14 protein-coding genes are annotated in these 17511 nt (G+C 32.0%); 9 read left to right on the forward strand and 5 right to left on the reverse strand.

Translation table 11 applies throughout. From position 1 onward, the window contains the following. The first annotated feature begins 24 nt into the window (after positions 1-24). On the forward strand, positions 25-621 hold the full coding sequence (gene mhqD, locus KA814_RS01205) for a methylhydroquinone degradation carboxylesterase MhqD (protein WP_064209277.1): 597 nt from the start codon (positions 25-27) through the stop codon (positions 619-621). A 122-nt stretch (positions 622-743) separates the two neighbouring features. Here mhqD and KA814_RS01210 read toward each other — a convergent pair whose 3' ends face one another. After that, the gene (locus KA814_RS01210) at positions 744-1805 is read right to left on the reverse strand and encodes a YkvI family membrane protein (protein WP_064209278.1); all 1062 of its coding nucleotides are present in this window, start codon (positions 1803-1805) and stop codon (positions 744-746) included. A gap of 414 nt (positions 1806-2219) precedes the next feature. Then, a complete protein-coding gene (locus KA814_RS01215; RefSeq protein ID WP_040029774.1) occupies positions 2220-4172 on the reverse strand; it encodes a fructose-bisphosphatase class III in 1953 nt (650 codons plus the stop codon). A 468-nt stretch (positions 4173-4640) separates the two neighbouring features. On the opposite strand from KA814_RS01215, the gene putP reads away from it, so the two are divergent. Then, a complete protein-coding gene (gene putP, locus KA814_RS01220; protein ID WP_064209280.1) occupies positions 4641-6182 on the forward strand; it encodes a sodium/proline symporter PutP in 1542 nt (513 codons plus the stop codon). A gap of 261 nt (positions 6183-6443) precedes the next feature. Here the strand turns inward: putP and uptA are convergent, their stop codons facing one another. Beyond that, on the reverse strand, positions 6444-7055 hold the full coding sequence (gene uptA / locus KA814_RS01225) for an undecaprenyl phosphate transporter UptA (RefSeq protein ID WP_046206785.1): 612 nt from the start codon (positions 7053-7055) through the stop codon (positions 6444-6446). Between the two features lie 378 nt (positions 7056-7433). Between uptA and KA814_RS01230 the strand changes: the two genes are divergently transcribed. From KA814_RS01230 to KA814_RS01245, 4 genes are all read left to right on the forward strand, one after another. Further along, entirely contained in the window at positions 7434-8711 is a 1278-nt protein-coding gene (locus tag KA814_RS01230; protein ID WP_046206974.1) for a pyruvate MFS transporter, read from the forward strand. A 49-nt stretch (positions 8712-8760) separates the two neighbouring features. Then, entirely contained in the window at positions 8761-9045 is a 285-nt protein-coding gene (locus tag KA814_RS01235; protein WP_046206786.1) for a putative quinol monooxygenase, read from the forward strand. A gap of 393 nt (positions 9046-9438) precedes the next feature. Beyond that, positions 9439-10137: an acetolactate decarboxylase gene (budA, locus tag KA814_RS01240; RefSeq protein ID WP_064209281.1), complete on the forward strand. Its 699-nt coding sequence runs from the start codon at positions 9439-9441 to the stop codon at positions 10135-10137. Between the two features lie 434 nt (positions 10138-10571). After that, positions 10572-12488 (forward strand): FUSC family protein, encoded by a 1917-nt coding sequence (locus tag KA814_RS01245; RefSeq protein WP_107521710.1) that lies wholly within the window; start codon positions 10572-10574, stop codon positions 12486-12488. Between the two features lie 143 nt (positions 12489-12631). On the opposite strand, the gene KA814_RS01250 is transcribed toward KA814_RS01245, so the two are convergent. Continuing rightward, positions 12632-13843, reverse strand: a complete 1212-nt coding sequence (locus KA814_RS01250) for a hypothetical protein (protein WP_064209282.1) — start codon at positions 13841-13843, stop codon at positions 12632-12634. Continuing rightward, a complete protein-coding gene (locus KA814_RS01255; RefSeq protein ID WP_064209283.1) occupies positions 13824-15002 on the reverse strand; it encodes a hypothetical protein in 1179 nt (392 codons plus the stop codon). The genes KA814_RS01250 and KA814_RS01255 overlap by 20 nt, the downstream gene beginning before the upstream one ends. Positions 15003-15180: 178 nt before the next feature. On the opposite strand from KA814_RS01255, the gene KA814_RS01260 reads away from it, so the two are divergent. The 3 genes from KA814_RS01260 (at position 15181) to KA814_RS01270 (ending at position 17406) form a co-directional block, all read left to right on the forward strand. Continuing rightward, positions 15181-15594 (forward strand): DUF2188 domain-containing protein, encoded by a 414-nt coding sequence (locus tag KA814_RS01260; protein ID WP_019470070.1) that lies wholly within the window; start codon positions 15181-15183, stop codon positions 15592-15594. Between the two features lie 297 nt (positions 15595-15891). Beyond that, positions 15892-16587 carry a GTP pyrophosphokinase gene (locus KA814_RS01265; protein WP_064209284.1) on the forward strand — a complete coding sequence of 232 codons (696 nt, stop codon included), beginning with the start codon at positions 15892-15894 and terminating at the stop codon, positions 16585-16587. Positions 16588-16680: 93 nt separating this feature from the next. Beyond that, complete coding sequence (locus KA814_RS01270) at positions 16681-17406, forward strand: MerR family transcriptional regulator (protein WP_064209285.1); 726 nt, start codon at positions 16681-16683, stop codon at positions 17404-17406. Positions 17407-17511: the final 105 nt, after the last annotated feature.

The following is a 17511-nucleotide window of genomic DNA, read 5'->3' on the forward strand; positions in this document are numbered from 1 at the left end:
ATATTAAAAAGGAGATGATAAATAATGGAACACATTTTTAAACAAGGTGATTTAAACGGTCCAACTTTTATTTTATTACATGGCACAGGTGGAGATGAACATGATCTTTTACCTTTAGCACAAGCATTAAATGCAAGTTATAATGTACTAAGTGTAAGAGGAGAAGTTTCGGAAAATGGTATGAATCGTTTCTTCAAGAGATATGGTGAAGGACAATATGATGTTGAAGATTTGAAATATAGAACAAACAATTTAATACAATTTTTAAAAGAAGCGGCTGAAACGTATCATTTTGATTTGACCCAAGCTATACCAGTAGGCTTCTCTAATGGTTCTAATATTGCGATAAGCATGATGTTACACCCAGATATTTCATTTAACAAAGCACTACTTTACGCACCTTTATATCCTTTAGAGTCAGTAAATGACAAAGATTTATCCAATACCAAGGTATTATTATCAATGGGTGAAAATGACCCTATCGTTTCTGTTCAGGATAGTCAACATGTGATTGATATCTTTAATCAAGCTGGCGCAACAGTTAAACAAATATGGGTGAATAGTCACGAGTTGACACGTGAAGGCATTATTGCAGGCCAATCATTATTAGAAGATGAATAAATAACAATTTAATTAGAATAATGATATGTAAGTGCTGCGATAGCAAAATAAAAAACCTCTAGACCAACTCAATATTATGATTGAATGATGATAATATTGAAACTCTCGTCTAGAGGTTTTTGTTATGATGAATGTGATTTATAAAAGATACCTTTGATTAATATAGGAATTAACAAAATAAAACCAAAGAGTCCCATCAATGGAAATACTTTTCCAATTAACTCAATAAAACCGACAAACGTAGTAGCAAATGTAATAATTGCAATAATTATAATTAAAATATAATAATTTTGTTTATACGGTTCTGTGAAACGAGAGGCAAATGCATACATTAATCCCACAACTGTATTATAAATCACTAATACCATGATAATGGCCATAAAATGACCAATCACAGGTGAAATTTGTTTTGCCAATAATAGTGACGGTAACGCTACATTTGTTATTTTTGTAAATTCTGTGACCATACCAAGGTTTAACATTAATAATAAAAACGTTATGACCATGCCACCTAAAATACCACCTAAATATGTTGCCTTTTCAGATTTTATACGTCCCCCCATTACAGAAAGAAAACTAAACGCAGCTGCAACTTGCAAACTGCCATAATTAATTGCATCAAACCACCACCATTTATCTGTACGTGTGCCACTATTGGCATATTGCGACGCTGAATCAAAGTCAAAACTTCCAGTAGTGAAATAATAAATAGCAATTATTGATACAATAATAATTAAAAATGGTGTAACCATGCCTAAAACAGTGATTAAACGATCAAATTTTAAGCATAAAGTAGCCAAGATAATAATGACTAAAATCAAAGCGCTAATAGCATAAGGTATATCAAAATTTTCATGAATCGTTGAAACGCCACCAGCTGTCATTATCATAGCTAATGTAAGTAAAAACAGTGTTAAAATCATATCAAAAATTGTCGCAATTGTTCGAGGTAGGTAAAACTTTATGGGCTCAGTATGGCTGTGTGAACGCAATCGGTAGCCTGTATTTAATACCAATACACCAGCTATGGTAATGATAAATCCGGTGATAATAACGCCTAAAACACTAAATTTACCATTGCTAGTAAAAAATTGGAAAATTTCTTGGCCCGTCGCAAAGCCGGCACCCACAACAACACCTACAAACGCAAAAGCAACGATGATACTTTCTTTTAAACTAGACATATAATTGGAATCCTTTCTTGCCATACATATGGTAATCATACTTATTTAATAAACATCACAATGATTTATTTTATCTTAAACGAAACGAGAAATAAATCATAAAGTTCATATCATATATACATTTGTATTTTTTGAGAGAACGGAACAGCTCTAAGGTTGAGTAAACAAATTGAAAATATTTATAAAGGCAGAACCTAAAAAAACTAGGCTGCATACCCATGGAATTTAGGGATTAACAGCCTAGAAAATGGTGCTTTGATTAAGTTTACAATTTAAGAGAACGGCGTTTATAAATAGTGTCGTTTTCTATATTTTTATGAAACAACGTAGCATTCGCCGCGTTGTTTTTTTGAACTTTTAGTCACTGAATACGGCATCATTTCATTATCATTTTTGAAGAAGTCATGGATAAAATTAGTTGACAAATCGGTCATGCATCAATACTTTTAACACATCAATTTTTTCTTGTATATCTTTACCAGTATTAGTATCACGTATTTTTTTACGTTTTAACTCTTTGTCTACCACGCGTCTTATAGAAAGCTCGTCAGCCCCATTGAGCAAGACATGTTTTTTAGAATTAAAGTGTTGGTGTGCTACAAGCTGCATTCCAAAAGAATTATAGAGTAAAGTATAGCCGGCAATACCAGTTGTAGATTGGTAGGCTTTTGAAAATCCACCGTCGATGACAATCATCTTACCATTTGCTTTGATTGGGTTTTCGCCGTCAATTTCTTTAACTGGTGTATGGCCATTGATTATATGTCCTTCTTCTGGATCTAAACCGAAATCTTTTAACATTTTTTTGCACATATTTACGTCTTCACGTAAATAGTAATAAGGGTTTTTAGTTTCTTTATGTGCTGATTTATCATTAATAAAATAACGTTCAAATGTTGTCATTGCTCTTTTTCCAAATAAGGACGAATACTTACCTGTCCATAGATACCAAACAAGATCCGTTGCTAGATCATCATGTATGTCTTTATGGTCAAATGCCTCTCTTACAAAGTATTCGAAATGGTCGAGCAAATCTCTGCCATAGCATTTTTCACCATCAATAACCATAGATTCCATTTCTCCATTTTCATCCACAGGAATACAACCATGAATTAGCAAATTGCCATTATAAGGAAGGTAAAGTTTCCCTTTTTGCATTAAAAATGTCATGTGACGTTTTAATTTTTCAGATTGTTGCACTGATAATAATAATTTTTCTATTACTTCGTGTTCATCTTCAGTTAATGCGTTAGGGTTGCTTGGATCAATTGTTTGGAAACAAGTATGTTCTAAAGCATAAGTTTTACCATAAAGTGTGGCTGTATGATTTTCATAGTCGATGCTTTCCAACACTAATCGTTCTTCCATTTCAAAGTTAGGTCTACGCTTAATGATAGGTGCTTCTAGTTTAAATTGGATGATTGCGATTGCTTGGTGAATTTTAGTGATTTGTTCTATTTCGGATTGAGACAGTCCTTCAGCATTTTTAGGTTTGAAAGCAGGATTGTCACCTGAATAGTATTTTTCAGCAAGTGTTAATAATGGACGTAAATTAATACCATAAGCATCTTCAATAATGTCTAAGTTATCATAACGCGCACAAATTCTGAGTAAATTTGCTAAGCACACTTTAGAACCAGCATAGGCACCAATCCACAAGACATCATGATTTCCCCATTGTACATCAACAGAAGGATAGTCAATTAAGGTGTCCATGATTTTATCAGGTTCTGGACCACGATCATAAATATCACCTACAACGTGTAAATGGTTCACCACGAGATGTTGAATTGTAAAGGACAGACCGATAATCAGATCATCTGATTGTTCGAGTTCAATAATTTGATTCATTAGTGTCTGATAATATGAATGTTTATTATTATATTTATTACTTTTATATAACAGCTCTTCTATTATAAAAATATAATTTTTAGGTAAAGTTTTGCGTAATTTTGTTCGTGTATATTTAGAAGAAGCATAAGTGACTAATTTGATAAGACGATTAATCGTTGTGATATACCATTCATCTAAGCGCTCTTTTGAGGTGAAACTATTTTTAATTAATTTTAATTTTTCTTCTGGATAATATACAAGTGCCGAAAATTCATTTATTTCTTGGCGTGTCAAAGTATCTTGAAATATATCACTGATTTTAGAACGAACATTTCCTGAACCATTTCTTAATACATGTTGAAATGCATGGAATTCTCCATGTAGGTCACTGACGAAATGTTCCGTACCTTTTGGAAGTTCTAAAATAGACTCAAGATTTATAATTTCAGTTGCTAATTCCTCTCTGTTATTAAATTGTTGAGATAATAAATCTAAATATTTTTCTTTTACACTTTTTTCTGTTGCATCATGCATTATTTATGTCACTCCAATTAGGTAGTTTTGTTACTCATTCTATTTAATAAAACGTTTCCATTGTATGTGTAATATTGTAGCATTATTTTTGGGGTGAGTGTCTAGTATTGATTACATTATTTATACTATCTTTTAATTAATGGGAATGGCTTCATTTTTTTGTCAAAAAAGCGGTAAAATTGTTAAAAATAACGATGTTACTCAAATAAGCAAATTCTCATATAAATGTAAATATTGTAGGAAACATACATTTTTTTGAATTATAAAAATAAGTATTTAACCCTATATTTGTAAAAATACACATATTATTTAAAGCGATAAAAATAGCTTGATAACAATTGTTTTGAGCGTATTGAAGGTGATTTGGAATGTATTTGCAAAAAATATTTTTTAAATAGCGGTTTAAAAATTTTTAAACTTTTGTATAATAAGTGCATGTAACAAAATTATACAAAGGGAGTTTATTTTATGTTTACTTTGGGAGCATCGTTATCGAGTCAAGTAAATCCAAACTGGCAGACATATATTATGCTTGGTGCGTATTTTGTTGTGCTATTAGTCATTGGATATTACGGCTATAAGCAAGCGACAGGTAATATCAGTGAGTATATGTTAGGTGGTAGAAACATAGGACCTTATGTTACAGCATTATCTGCTGGAGCATCAGATATGAGTGGTTGGATGATTATGGGATTGCCCGGTGAAGTTTATACGACAGGGTTATCAGCTGCATGGTTGGCAATCGGTCTGACTATTGGTGCATACATAAATTATCTCGTTGTAGCCCCACGATTACGTGTGTATACAGAAAAAGCTGGAGATGCAATAACATTACCTGATTTCTTTAGAAATCGTTTAGATGATCAATCAAATGTGATTAAAATTATATCAGGTGGTATTATTGTCGTGTTCTTTACACTGTATACTCATTCTGGAATGGTTGCAGGTGGTAAATTATTTGATAGTGCTTTTGGTTTAAACTACCATTTTGGATTATTATTAGTTGCTATTATTGTAATTGCGTATACTTTCTTCGGCGGATATTTAGCCGTGTCGTTAACGGACTTTTTCCAAGGGGTAATCATGTTAATTGCTATGGTCATGGTACCAATAGTAGCGATGATGCAATTAAGTGGATTGGATACTTTGTCGCAAGCGGCAGATTTGAAACCGACAAACCTTGATTTATTTAAGGGTACAACGGTTATTGGTATCATATCATTCTTTGCTTGGGGCTTAGGTTATTTTGGACAACCACATATTATTGTGCGTTTTATGTCTATTAAATCAGTGAAACATTTACCGACAGCAAGACGTTTTGGTATAGGTTGGATGGCAATTAGCTTACTGGGTGCAGTTGGTGTAGGTCTTGTAGGTATTACATTTGTCAATCGTGGTGGTGTAACACTTGAGGATCCAGAAACACTGTTTATATTAATGGGTCAAATATTGTTCCATCCACTTGTGGGCGGTTTCTTACTTGCAGCTATTTTAGCAGCGATTATGAGTACGATTTCGTCACAACTATTGGTGACATCAAGTTCATTAACTGAAGATTTTTATAAATTGTTCCGTGGTGAGGAAGCAGCAAAAAAACATGAAAAAGAATTTGTTTTTGTGGGACGTATGTCAGTTGTTTTAGTTGCAATTGTTTCAATTATCATTGCATGGTCACCTAATGATACAATTTTAAATCTTGTAGGTAACGCTTGGGCAGGTTTTGGTGCTGCATTTGGACCACTTGTATTAATGAGTTTATATTGGAAAGGTTTAAGTCGTACTGGTGCAGTCAGCGGAATGATTTCAGGTGCAATTGTTGTAATTGTTTGGATTGCTTTTGTTAAACCATTAGGTGAAATTAATGATTTCTTTAATTTGTATGAGATTGTTCCAGGATTTTTAACAAGTTTAATTGTTACCATTTTAGTTAGTAAAATGACGAAGAAACCTCAAATTGATGTAGAAGGCGATTTAGAAGAAGTTCGTCAAATAGTAAAAGGTAATAAATAATCATTATCATTGTAGTTTGATAAAGGGGTAGTATTTTGATTATATAAATATTAAAAGCGCACATAAGTAATAGAAAATTTTCTGTTCAAAATTTTAGGGAGAAATTAAAGATCGTGAAAGACTAACTTCAAAGGGGGAAGTTAGTCTTTTTTTATAAAAAAATCAGACAAAAACCCTACGGATTTTGTCTGATTGCTAAGATAGATATCAGTTATACGAGCAAATGACGTAAAAAGTTTTAAACTAAAGCAAAGCGTACACTTATTGATGTGTGCGATTCTTTTTGTAGATACGAATAAAGAGATATACGACAGCTATAGCGATGATGACATACATAATATATGAATAAGTGTGTAAGCCATTCATTAACGTATCAAAACTGTTGCTCAACATGCTACCTAAGAAGATGAGTGCAATGTTCCAAATTGTAGTACCTATTAACGAAAGAATAGTAAATAATACAATATTCATTCTATTAATGCCTGCTGGTATGGTGATTAATACGCGTAAAACAGGAATAAAGCGACAAAGAAAGACTGCAATAGCACCGTATTTTTTAAACCATTCATTAGCGCGAGCAATATCTTTTCCTTTGAGTTTGATCCATTTTCCATATTTATCAACAAAACGATATAAACGTGCTTCAGAGACGATACTACTGATGTAATAAAGTATGATTAAACCGATTAACGATGAAATGGTAGATATGATAAAAAGTAAAGGTATGGATAAATCAGATTTAACTGTCATCAGTCCTGCAAATGTCAAAATAATTTCAGATGGAATAAAAGGTAATATATTTTCTAATAGGATTAATATTGCAATAGCAGTATAACCCCATGAATTTATAAAGTTTGTCAGTATTTGTTCCATGGCGATAAGTGTCGCTCCTTTTCTTAATCAAACATGATGGTATTTTTTAATTACTTCTGTATTATAATCTAAATTAATGTGTAATGCATATTTAAGGTAATATAAAGATAATTAATAAATTTGTTGCCTTAAAATTTCAATGCACTGAGGGATTTAAGAAAAACTTATTTCAACTAATATTATAGTGAAGATTTAGGTTTTTAAAGAACTGGTGTTAATACCTGTCACATAAACTGTGTACGCTGTTCATAAGAATGAATAAGGTATTATCATAAAATGAAAAAAGTAGTTGTAAGCGATTTCATATTGTGGTAATATCTAGGCACACAATAGGTCATATGATGACTAGTGAAATAGGGAGAGAGTGTGGGTAAAAAAATGGAACAAAAAAGAACAAATATAAGATGGTATTTTGCTATTGCGTTTTTCATTATAGGTGTAATTGCTTATATGGATAGATCAAATATTTCCATTATTGCAGGACCTATGATGGAAGATTTACATTTGACGAAAACACAGTTTGGTTTATTAGCATCATTTTTCTCGTTAGGGTATGCGTTGATGCAAGTACCTTCAGGTTTTTTGGCAGAAAAATTTGGCTCTAAAAAAATGTTAACAATTGCGCTCGTATGGTGGAGTGCTTTCACGATTTTAACTGGTGTTGTTAAAAATCATGGTTTATTATATGCTGTACGTTTTTTATTTGGTATAGGTGAGGCACCTATGTATCCTTCGAATGCAGTGTTTAACTCATTTTGGTTTGCTAAAGGTGAAAAAGGACGTGCTTCGAGTGCATTGTTAGCGGGTTCATATTTTGGACCAGTGATTGCACCTGTAGTTACGATTGCTATCGTTAATATGTTTGGATGGCAAGCTGTATTTTATATTTTTGGTGCTATTGGTATTGTCATTGCATTATTATGGATTATTATTTCAAAAGATTTACCGGAACAACATAAAATGGTAAATGAAGCAGAAAAAAAATATATTATGGAAAACCGTGATATCATAAAAACTGAAAAAAGTAACGCGCCGTGGAATATCTTCTTAAGAAGATTTAGCTTTTATGCATTGGCTGCACAATATTTTGTTGTACAATTTGTTGTGTCACTATTCTTAATATGGTTACCTACATATCTAACGGAACAATATAATGTCAAATTAACCGACCCTGATATGGCTTGGGCAGCAGGTGCACCATGGATTGCTATGTTCTTATTAATATTATGTGGCGGTGCAATCTCTGATAAGCTATTACAAAATGGAAAATCAAGATTTGTTGCGAGAGCGTCCATTGCAATCATCGGTTTTGTGGTATTTTGTATCTCATTATTCATGTCAATTCAAACAAACAATTTAGTAGCAAATGTGCTGTGGTTGTCATTATGTTTAGGCGGAATAGGAATTGCTACAGGAATGAGTTGGGCGGCAGCTACAGATTTAGGACGTAATTTTTCTGGTTCAGTATCTGGCTGGATGAATTTATGGGGCAATATCGGTGCATTGCTGAGTCCTTTATTAGCAGGTATGATGGTTGATATTGTTGGTTGGACAGTGACATTAGAATTAGTTATTATCCCAGTCGTGTTTGCAATAATTATGTGGTTTTTTGTTAAACCGGATCAACCGTTAATCATTGAAAAAGAAGAACTTTAATACTCTTATAAACAAACTTTGCAAGAGCGATTATCTCAGGAGGTTATATATGATTTTAGTAACTGCAGTAATGAAGATTAAATCAGAACATAGAGAAAATTATTTAGCAGAGGTTGAACGCTTAGTCATTGCAGCAAATCAAGAAGCAGGTGCATTATATTATGCGCACTTTGAAAATACAAATGAACCTCAAACTTTTGCTTTTATAGAAAAATATAAAGATCAAGCTGCTTTAGAAGCACATAATCAATCAGAACATTTTCAAACATTTTTTAAAGAAATAGAAACTTATTTACTTGAAGCGCCTAAAATAGAAGTTGCTACAATTAAATAATTAATAACATAAGCGTATAGAAGATAAACATCTGTGATTAACGCATAAGCGCCCGTTTCAAATTCAATTGAATAGAAACGGGCGCTTTCATTTTTTGAAATATTGAAGCGTATTAACTGAACATTTTCCTAGGATGGATGCCATCTTGGTAAAACGAAGTTGACGTTTATTTATAGCTTGAATCGATATTTATAAATGAAATCAAAGTGTGTTTTATCATAGTTTTAAAGTAAAGCATATAAGGTTGATATCGAGAAATATTCATGTTTCATTAATGCTTTGTGAGCACAAAGTTATTGAAAAACACAATTATATTGTATAATAATATGTTGTGAATTATTGTGAATAGTGAAATTCTTTAAAAAAGATACTGATATAAGGAGAGAAAATATCATGCTATATCAACATGGCACGCTCGGTACATTGATGGCTGGATTATTAGATGGCACTATGGAAATGAATGAAATTTTAAAACATGGTGATTTAGGTATCGGTACGTTAACAGGATCAGACGGTGAAGTTATTATATTAGATGGCGTCGCTTATCATGCTGATGCACATGGTAATTTCAAACAACTAGAAGGTAGTGAAATGACCCCTTTTTCTACGGTCACACCATTTCAACCGGATGTTAGTTTTGAAGTGAGACATATTACTGATTCTGAATATGTATTAAATCAAACTAAAAGCTACGCTGCCAGTGAAAACTTATTTTTTGCGGTTAAAATATCTGGGAAATTTGAAAATGTACATGTTAGAATGATGCCAAAACAAGAAAAACCGTATACTAAACTAATTGAATCGGCTAAACAACAACCAGAGTTTCATTATGATCAAATTGAAGGTACGATCGTTGGTTTTTATGCACCAACACTTTTTCATGGCATAGCTGCCGGAGGTTTCCATTTACATTTTGTAGATAGAGATAAAACAATAGGTGGACATGTATTGGATTTTGAAATGAATCATGGCGATGTAGAAATAAGTAATATTGAAACACTTGAACAACATTTCCCAGTAAATAACGCGACATTTTTAGAATCTGATATTGATTATTCAACAGTGCACGAAGACATCAAACAATCAGAATAAAATTACTCGTTAAAGTAGAATATAGTAATGATTAAACATATTCATTATAACGATTTGTAGGAAATGCCCTAGCAGAAACCAATAAAAGTGTTAAAATAGTTTAGTAATCGTTAATTAAAATGTATCTGATTTCTCAACCAAAATTTGTGAAATGAACTATTTTGCAATGTACTTCCCCAGTTGTAGATTTATGTATTTGATAAAGTGAGCTGAAGGATAAATTAAAATATCTTTAATATTGTATAAAAGCAAAGTATTTATATTTAAAGCTATGTATAACAAGTTTTTCACAAAACAAAATGACCTTAACGGGGACGGGACTATGAGATCGAAATATAAATTTTAGATTTCTAACCCGTCTTTTTTATGTTTTGCCATCAAATCAGATGAAATATCATTGTTAAAATAAAATAAAAAGGAGAGGTGAATCGCCATTGATTAAATATTTAAAGTCACTCACAAAATTTAATGCTATGAAAATCGATGTTGCTAAAGGTATTAGACAAGCGATACTAATGTTTTTACCATTAATGATTGGTTATTTAGTCGATTATTTTTCAATCGGTCTATTAATTTCAACAGGTACGTTAGCACATATTTATGTGTTTGGCGGTACGGCAAAGTCTAAACTTCGTACAGTATTTTTTACTTCAATAGTATTTGCATTATCGATGATGTTAGGCACGTTGACCGTCAATCAACCCATCATATTTGGTATTTTATTATTGATTGTAGCAGTAATACCATATTATGTATTTAGTTCATTAAACATTCCTGGACCATCATCAACTTTTTTTATTGTGGCATTTAGTTTGCCAATTAATTTACCAGTTGCTCCAGATGAAGCATTAATAAGAGGTGTTTCAGTATTTATCGGAGGTTTATTAGCAACATTTGTAGTAATCGTGGTGATTTTACTTTCAAAAGAATCAGCTGAAGTTAAATCAATTAAAAATGATTATAATATTATAAAACAATTAGTTTATAATTTTGATGATCCAAAAGCATTTTCAAAAGCATCCCGATTTGCTGTGACTGCTTTTAGAAATACTGATAACCAACTCATCACTGCAAGTTCTGCCAAATCTCAAAAGTCACCACAATTCCAACGTTTAATATTGCTACATAATATTGCACAAGGTATACATTCAGAATTACTGGAATTAAATGAAAAAAATGTACGGCCTTTACCTCAAGATATTAAATTGATGGTAGACTACGTAATCAATTTAGTATATACGCAAGGTAAGACAAATAAAACATGGACTCGCCAAGTTGATATTGATGAAGCTTATCAAAAACTTGTAGATAATATATTCAAAGTTGATGCCATAATGAATGCAAATGATGCACAATTGGAACACGAAGTGGATATACGTGTACCTATTTATGGTCATCGATTAGTTACGAATTTGACAATAGATTCATTTGTCTTTAGAAATACTATACGCTATATCGTTATTATGGCAATTGCGATTTTTATCGCATTGATGTTTGATTTTGACAAAGCATATTGGATTCCACTTAGTACGCATACAGTATTATTAGGTTCAACTACATTACACAGTTTTGAACGTGCTGGATCAAGAGGTATCGGTACGATTATAGGTGTACTTGTACTGTCATTAATACTATTGTCTACACCACCTGTACCTATCGCTATATTACTCCTTGCGGTTGCAGCAGGTATAACAGAAATATTCGTTGGAGCAAATTATTCATTTGCAGTTATATTTATCACAATCCAAGTTATATTATTAAATGGTTTAGCATCGAACCATCTCTCGATTTTAATAGCACTTCCACGAATTATTGATGTGATTGTTGGTATTATTATTGCTGTTGTTTCGCTACTGATCATAGGTAGAAAGACTGCTTCTTCAATGTTACCAGGCACGCTTGCTACAGTAGCTCGTAATGAAGCAGTGTTATTCCATTATTTATTTTCAAGCAACAAATACTCATCGAGAGAGCGAGATAAAAAAGAAATGTTGCATTTAAGTGTTCAACTAAACAATATGAAACAAATATATAATAGTGCGAATGGTGAAGTATTTAGTAATAAAAGGGTTATACAATACTATTATCCTAGTATATATGCACTAGAAGAAATCAGCTTTATGCTGACGAGGGCATTAAGTAATGAAAAACGTTACCATATTAATGATGAAACCATGGGAGAGTATTTGTTAGTATTTGAAAACATTGCTAAACACTTTGAAATCGGTTCTAATATCAATGTTCAAGAAATGGCAACTTTACCACAATACATGCACATTAGAACTTCTTTAATGAGTATTCAACATAATTGTCAAAATGCAAGACAAGCAAATAAATTACCTCATGAATAATGCAAAACAAGCCAATGTTACGGCAGTTAATATCCGATGACATTGGCTTGTTTTATATTTAAAATTTAATGAAGTGTTTTGTGAAGTCTTTACAAATATGGAAAAATAACAATGCTCTAATAAGCATTGCTATTTTCCGATATCTAGTTGGAATCTTGTTGTTTTCTAGCTTTTTCTTCTTCTTCTTGTCTTTTTTCCTTTATATCTTCTTGTGCTTTTCTTTGTTGTTGTTCTTGTTGTTGTTGTTCTTTATGCAATTGCTTGTATCGCTGTTTTTGTCTATATCCGTAAGTACTTTCAAGTATGAGTGCTTCATTATTTAGACCAACACCTATTGCACCAGCTACAGTCGAAATTGATGCAGCAAACCAAGCTAAGTTTATGTAAGTTGTTAAACCTGCAGATGTTTTTAATTGTAATGCTTGACCTAAATAATCTGAGGGGAGCACAATTAAACTTGCAATCAAAAAGAGTGAGAACAAAATAAAGTAATAAATAATAACTGAAACAGTTAAAGTCATCGTTGTAGTTAAGTTGTATAAGGTAGTGATTTGCTTATTCATGCTCTCTTTTTTTGATTCCCATAAATTATGTGCAATGATCATCCAAATCATCATACCGAAAATTGCTACAAGCATCATTAATAACAAGCGCCACTCAGAATATACAAAGCTTAAATTCCACATTGTCGTAAAAATGATTCCAAAGGCACCTGTAGTGAAGGCGATTGCCACAACATTACTTAAGCTTTTTAACATGTTAAATGGGTTATTTGCAAATGTCATACCACTAACAAGACGAAAAATACCTTTAGACTTGGACGATACGTAATATTGCGTATGTTGTGAGGTAGTATTTTCAAAGTAAACAGTTCGTGATTGTAAATTTGATAAAGGAAACTGCGCATTCATCAATGACATAGCGTCATGATTATTGTTAATTTTTTCAGAATGCTTAAATTCATCTATTGCCTTTAGAATAGCCAATATAGAGTTTTGAATTCTTTTTTTGATTGGACGCCATCCATAAGCAGGGATAGAAATTAAACTAGCACCATTTTGTCTATTGATATCAATGGCAACTACTTTTTGTTGTTCAATCATCGGTAGGTCAGTGAGTCCAATTGTAAAATGCCATTGATTATGCTCTTGATAATCAGCAATTTTACTGAAAATTTGTTGGACGCTTTCTGCTGAACCAGTCAAAGGATCAATAATTGTATCGATTTCCCATTTAACTGAATGCTCATATTGCTCACTAAGGATGTGGGGCAAATCAATTTCAAGATTACGCGCTACTTTCTCAGTGACGCCCGGTGCAGCAATAATACCTATTTTAGCCGTTGTTGTGTTCATTTAATCCCTCCTCCTCATGATGTGATTGTTTTTCGCCCTTGTAGTAATCAGCTTTTGCATATGCGCTAGAGCTATCTTCATCTTCTTGTTCCAGTGATTTAGATCTATAGTATTGTCTAAAAGAATACGTCACACGTTTAATTTTTTCAGCATTTTCAACAGTGGATCCCATAGCGCCAGCGAGTATACCTAATGACGTAATAAACCAAATTAAGTTAATATAATTTAAAATAGTTGGATGCTCACTGTTTAATGATGTCCAATTTGAAAACAACTCGGGAGGTACAAATAATATTGTACTTAGAGATAACAAGATATATAGTACTATAAAATTTAAAAAGGTGATGGTCAATAAGGTTGTGAAGGTCGTGATGTTATAAATAAAGCGATAAAGTTTTTGTGTATTAGCGCTAGGTCTTTCCCATAATTTATAAGAATAAATTAGCCAACCAACCATGCCTAATACAGATAGTAACATCAGTAAAATATACCGCCAATAACTATAATCAAGACTGATATCCCAAGGTGTAGAAAATATTGCTATATAAGTTCCTGTGGCAAATGAAACAGATATGATTTTTTTAAAATCAAAAATGGCAGACCAAGGTTCATTGGCAAAAGTCATGCCACAAATCAAATGAAGCCAACCTAAAAATGTAGATTTGGCAATGATACGGGATCTATAATTTTCATTATTATCCTTAGGTATGACTTCTTTAAATTGAGTCAATTTAAAATGTTTAAAGTTTAAAGTGTTTTTGTTTCTACCAGAAGAATGTAAATATTCAATAATAAATATTAAGCACTGTCTTAATTTCTCTTTTAACTTAAAGTTTCCCAACGCTGGTAATGATAAAAGTGCTGTTTTAGTATCGAAATCAATATCACATAATGCACTTTTATTTTTAGAAAAATTAGGTAAATCCGTAATACAAATTGTATAATCCCAATTTTTTTGTTGTTTCATATTGGATGCAATATCCAAAACTTTATCCATATGTTCCGCAGTCCCAATCATAGATGCAACGTGTATTTCAAATTGCCATTCCACGCCATTATCTACATGTTTTGTGAAATCTTTTGGGAGCTCTGAATAAATTTTGTTGATTAATTTATGAGGCATGTCAGGAGAAGGGATTAAGCCAATGGATAGATTCATGTTAGTTAAACCTCCTTTTATTTAACACTGATTCTTACTCATCATTCCCTTTCAATTAATGAACAAATCATAGTTGTCTTAAATATTTATATCATTTTTAATGCATTTATTTAGTTTGTTAAAGGAAAAAAGAGGTAAAAGAGAATTAATATAAGTTTGAATATGGAGGTTTTATCACATGCCTTGGACGATGGAAGATTATCCACAAAGTTGGAAAAATATGGAAAACTTGGAAAGAAAAAAAGCAATAGACATTGGAAATGCAATGCTTAAAGATGGATATCAAGAGGACAATGCGATTCCAATCGCTACGAAACAAGCTGAAGATTGGTACAAAAATGCGACTGAAGATGAATTGAAAGCGTTGAAAAATAAAAAAATCACTGTGCATGAACGTGATCAATCTGTAAATCCACAATTAAATCATAAAGATGTTCATGTCTATTATGAGAATAGTGAGTGGAAAATAAAGTCTGATGGTGCGAAACAAGCTACGGATAGCTTCGATAAAAAGGCAGATGCTATGAAGCGAGCACGTAACATTGCAGATAATAGAAGGACTCAGATTATTGAACATAAAATGAACGAATAGTGTGAAAAAACGTGAAGGCGAAGCTGAAAATGTATTTGATTTAGTAGAATAGAGACTTTTGTATGTATAAGTGAAAAAAACAAAACATGTCAATTGAAGTAGTTGGCTTTAGAACAAACAATAGGCAGCTATGGATTTTTATGAGCTCAAACAGCCGAAACTGAAAAATGCCCTTTCACATATCAAGTAATCTCTGACTCGAACCATTCATTGATAAATATTCACTGTATTGTTTCAAGTAGTCTTTAAATTTAGCTATAATGTTTGGAAAGAGATGAATTATTGGAGGTACGATTTATGTACATTGAACGTAAACCAACGTTGAATATGGATGATTTGAAAGAAGAATTTAAAGAGAGTTTATCATATATAAATAATTATGAAGAAGCATTTGAAATGGTCATTGATTTTGTTGCTTTAGAGCAATTATATTCATCCGCACTAAAAGAAATTAGCACTAAACTTGATATTTTAGACGATCATTTTCAACAATTGTATAAACATAATCCGATCCATCACATGGAACGTCGTGTTAAGGAAATGAGAAGTCTGATTAAAAAATTAGATCGAAAAGGATATCAAATCAACACAGCGTCAGCGAAAGCATATATTTATGATATTGCAGGTATAAGAGTTGTTTGTAATTATATAGATGATATTTATGTTATTGAAGAATTATTGTTAAAACAGGCGGATGTTCAGTTATTAAAACGAAAAGATTATATTATGAATCCAAAAGATAACGGTTATAGAAGTTTGCATATTGTAGTGTCAATACCGGTGTTTTTAGCGAATTCTGTAGAAAAAGTACCAGTAGAAATTCAAATTAGAACAATAGGTATGGATATGTGGGCGAGTTTAGAACATAAAATACGTTACAAAAATAATAAAAATACAGAGGATTATAGAGAAATTTTAAAACAATGTGCCAATGAAATTACAACTGTTGAAAGTAAAATGCAAAATATTCATTCCGAAATTTTTGAGAATTAGAGTCTTAAACAAATATTATGCACTAAAAACGAATGTTACACTTGCTCGTTACGTTAGGTCACCATGTATGATTAACGTCAAGGAGGTTATTTTATGACACTATATCAAACAGGAGAACTAGCAAAGCATTGCAATGTAACAGTAAGAACGATTCAGTATTATGATAAAAAAGGACTCTTACAATCGATGCCATCATCAAGTAATGGTAGACGATTATTTGACGAACAAAGCAAAGTAAATTTAGAAATTATCTTAATATTGAAATCGATAGGTTTTTCATTGAAAGACATAAAAATATTACTAACAGACGACAAAAAGTTACAAGCAGTAAAAGTTATGTTACATCAAAAGAAAACTGAAATTAATGAAGAAATTGAAAAATTGAAACTTACTGCTTATCAAATGAAACAACTGGAAAGCAGTATCAGTGAAGATGCGCAAGCACCTATTGAAAAATTGATTAACACACATAAATATGTCATTCAAAATCAGCGTGGCATGACGTTATACATGCCACTGCTATATAAGCTGAGTCCTGCGATCATAATACAATATACATCTATCATCGCTAGCGTATTATTAAAAAAATGGATGCCTTTTTTATCAACATTACCTATTCTAGTAATTTATGCTGGCATTATGACAAAAGCGATATATCAACGTGTGAGTTATTTATGTCCGAATTGTCAACAAATATTTAAACCTAAATTGTCGACGTGGATGTTTGCTGCACATACACCTAAAACTAGAAAATTACAATGCCCGCATTGTTACCAAACACATCATTGTGTAACAACGTTAAAAACAGGAAGTCATTAAAATGAAAAAATCGGTATGTCGAGTGAAAACTTGATATGCCGATTTTTTATGGAATTTGGAGATGCTCCGTATAATTGCAAGCGCTTGCAATTATACGGAATGTAT

This window comes from Staphylococcus sp. GDY8P196P (assembly GCF_017891705.1).
Lineage (GTDB): Bacteria > Bacillota > Bacilli > Staphylococcales > Staphylococcaceae > Staphylococcus > Staphylococcus ureilyticus.

Bases quoted from the DNA above. Each gene is read 5' to 3' on its own strand.
- mhqD (WP_064209277.1), top strand. From the start codon at position 25: ATGGAACACATTTTTAAACAAGGTGATTTAAACGGTCCAACTTTTATT.
- KA814_RS01210 (WP_064209278.1), bottom strand. From the start codon at position 1,805: ATGTCTAGTTTAAAAGAAAGTATCATCGTTGCTTTTGCGTTTGTAGGT.
- KA814_RS01215 (WP_040029774.1), bottom strand. From the start codon at position 4,172: ATGCATGATGCAACAGAAAAAAGTGTAAAAGAAAAATATTTAGATTTA.
- putP (WP_064209280.1), top strand. From the start codon at position 4,641: ATGTTTACTTTGGGAGCATCGTTATCGAGTCAAGTAAATCCAAACTGG.
- uptA (WP_046206785.1), bottom strand. From the start codon at position 7,055: ATGGAACAAATACTGACAAACTTTATAAATTCATGGGGTTATACTGCT.
- KA814_RS01230 (WP_046206974.1), top strand. From the start codon at position 7,434: ATGGAACAAAAAAGAACAAATATAAGATGGTATTTTGCTATTGCGTTT.
- KA814_RS01235 (WP_046206786.1), top strand. From the start codon at position 8,761: ATGATTTTAGTAACTGCAGTAATGAAGATTAAATCAGAACATAGAGAA.
- budA (WP_064209281.1), top strand. From the start codon at position 9,439: ATGCTATATCAACATGGCACGCTCGGTACATTGATGGCTGGATTATTA.
- KA814_RS01250 (WP_064209282.1), bottom strand. From the start codon at position 13,843: ATGAACACAACAACGGCTAAAATAGGTATTATTGCTGCACCGGGCGTC.
- KA814_RS01255 (WP_064209283.1), bottom strand. From the start codon at position 15,002: ATGAATCTATCCATTGGCTTAATCCCTTCTCCTGACATGCCTCATAAA.
- KA814_RS01260 (WP_019470070.1), top strand. From the start codon at position 15,181: ATGCCTTGGACGATGGAAGATTATCCACAAAGTTGGAAAAATATGGAA.
- KA814_RS01265 (WP_064209284.1), top strand. From the start codon at position 15,892: ATGTACATTGAACGTAAACCAACGTTGAATATGGATGATTTGAAAGAA.
- KA814_RS01270 (WP_064209285.1), top strand. From the start codon at position 16,681: ATGACACTATATCAAACAGGAGAACTAGCAAAGCATTGCAATGTAACA.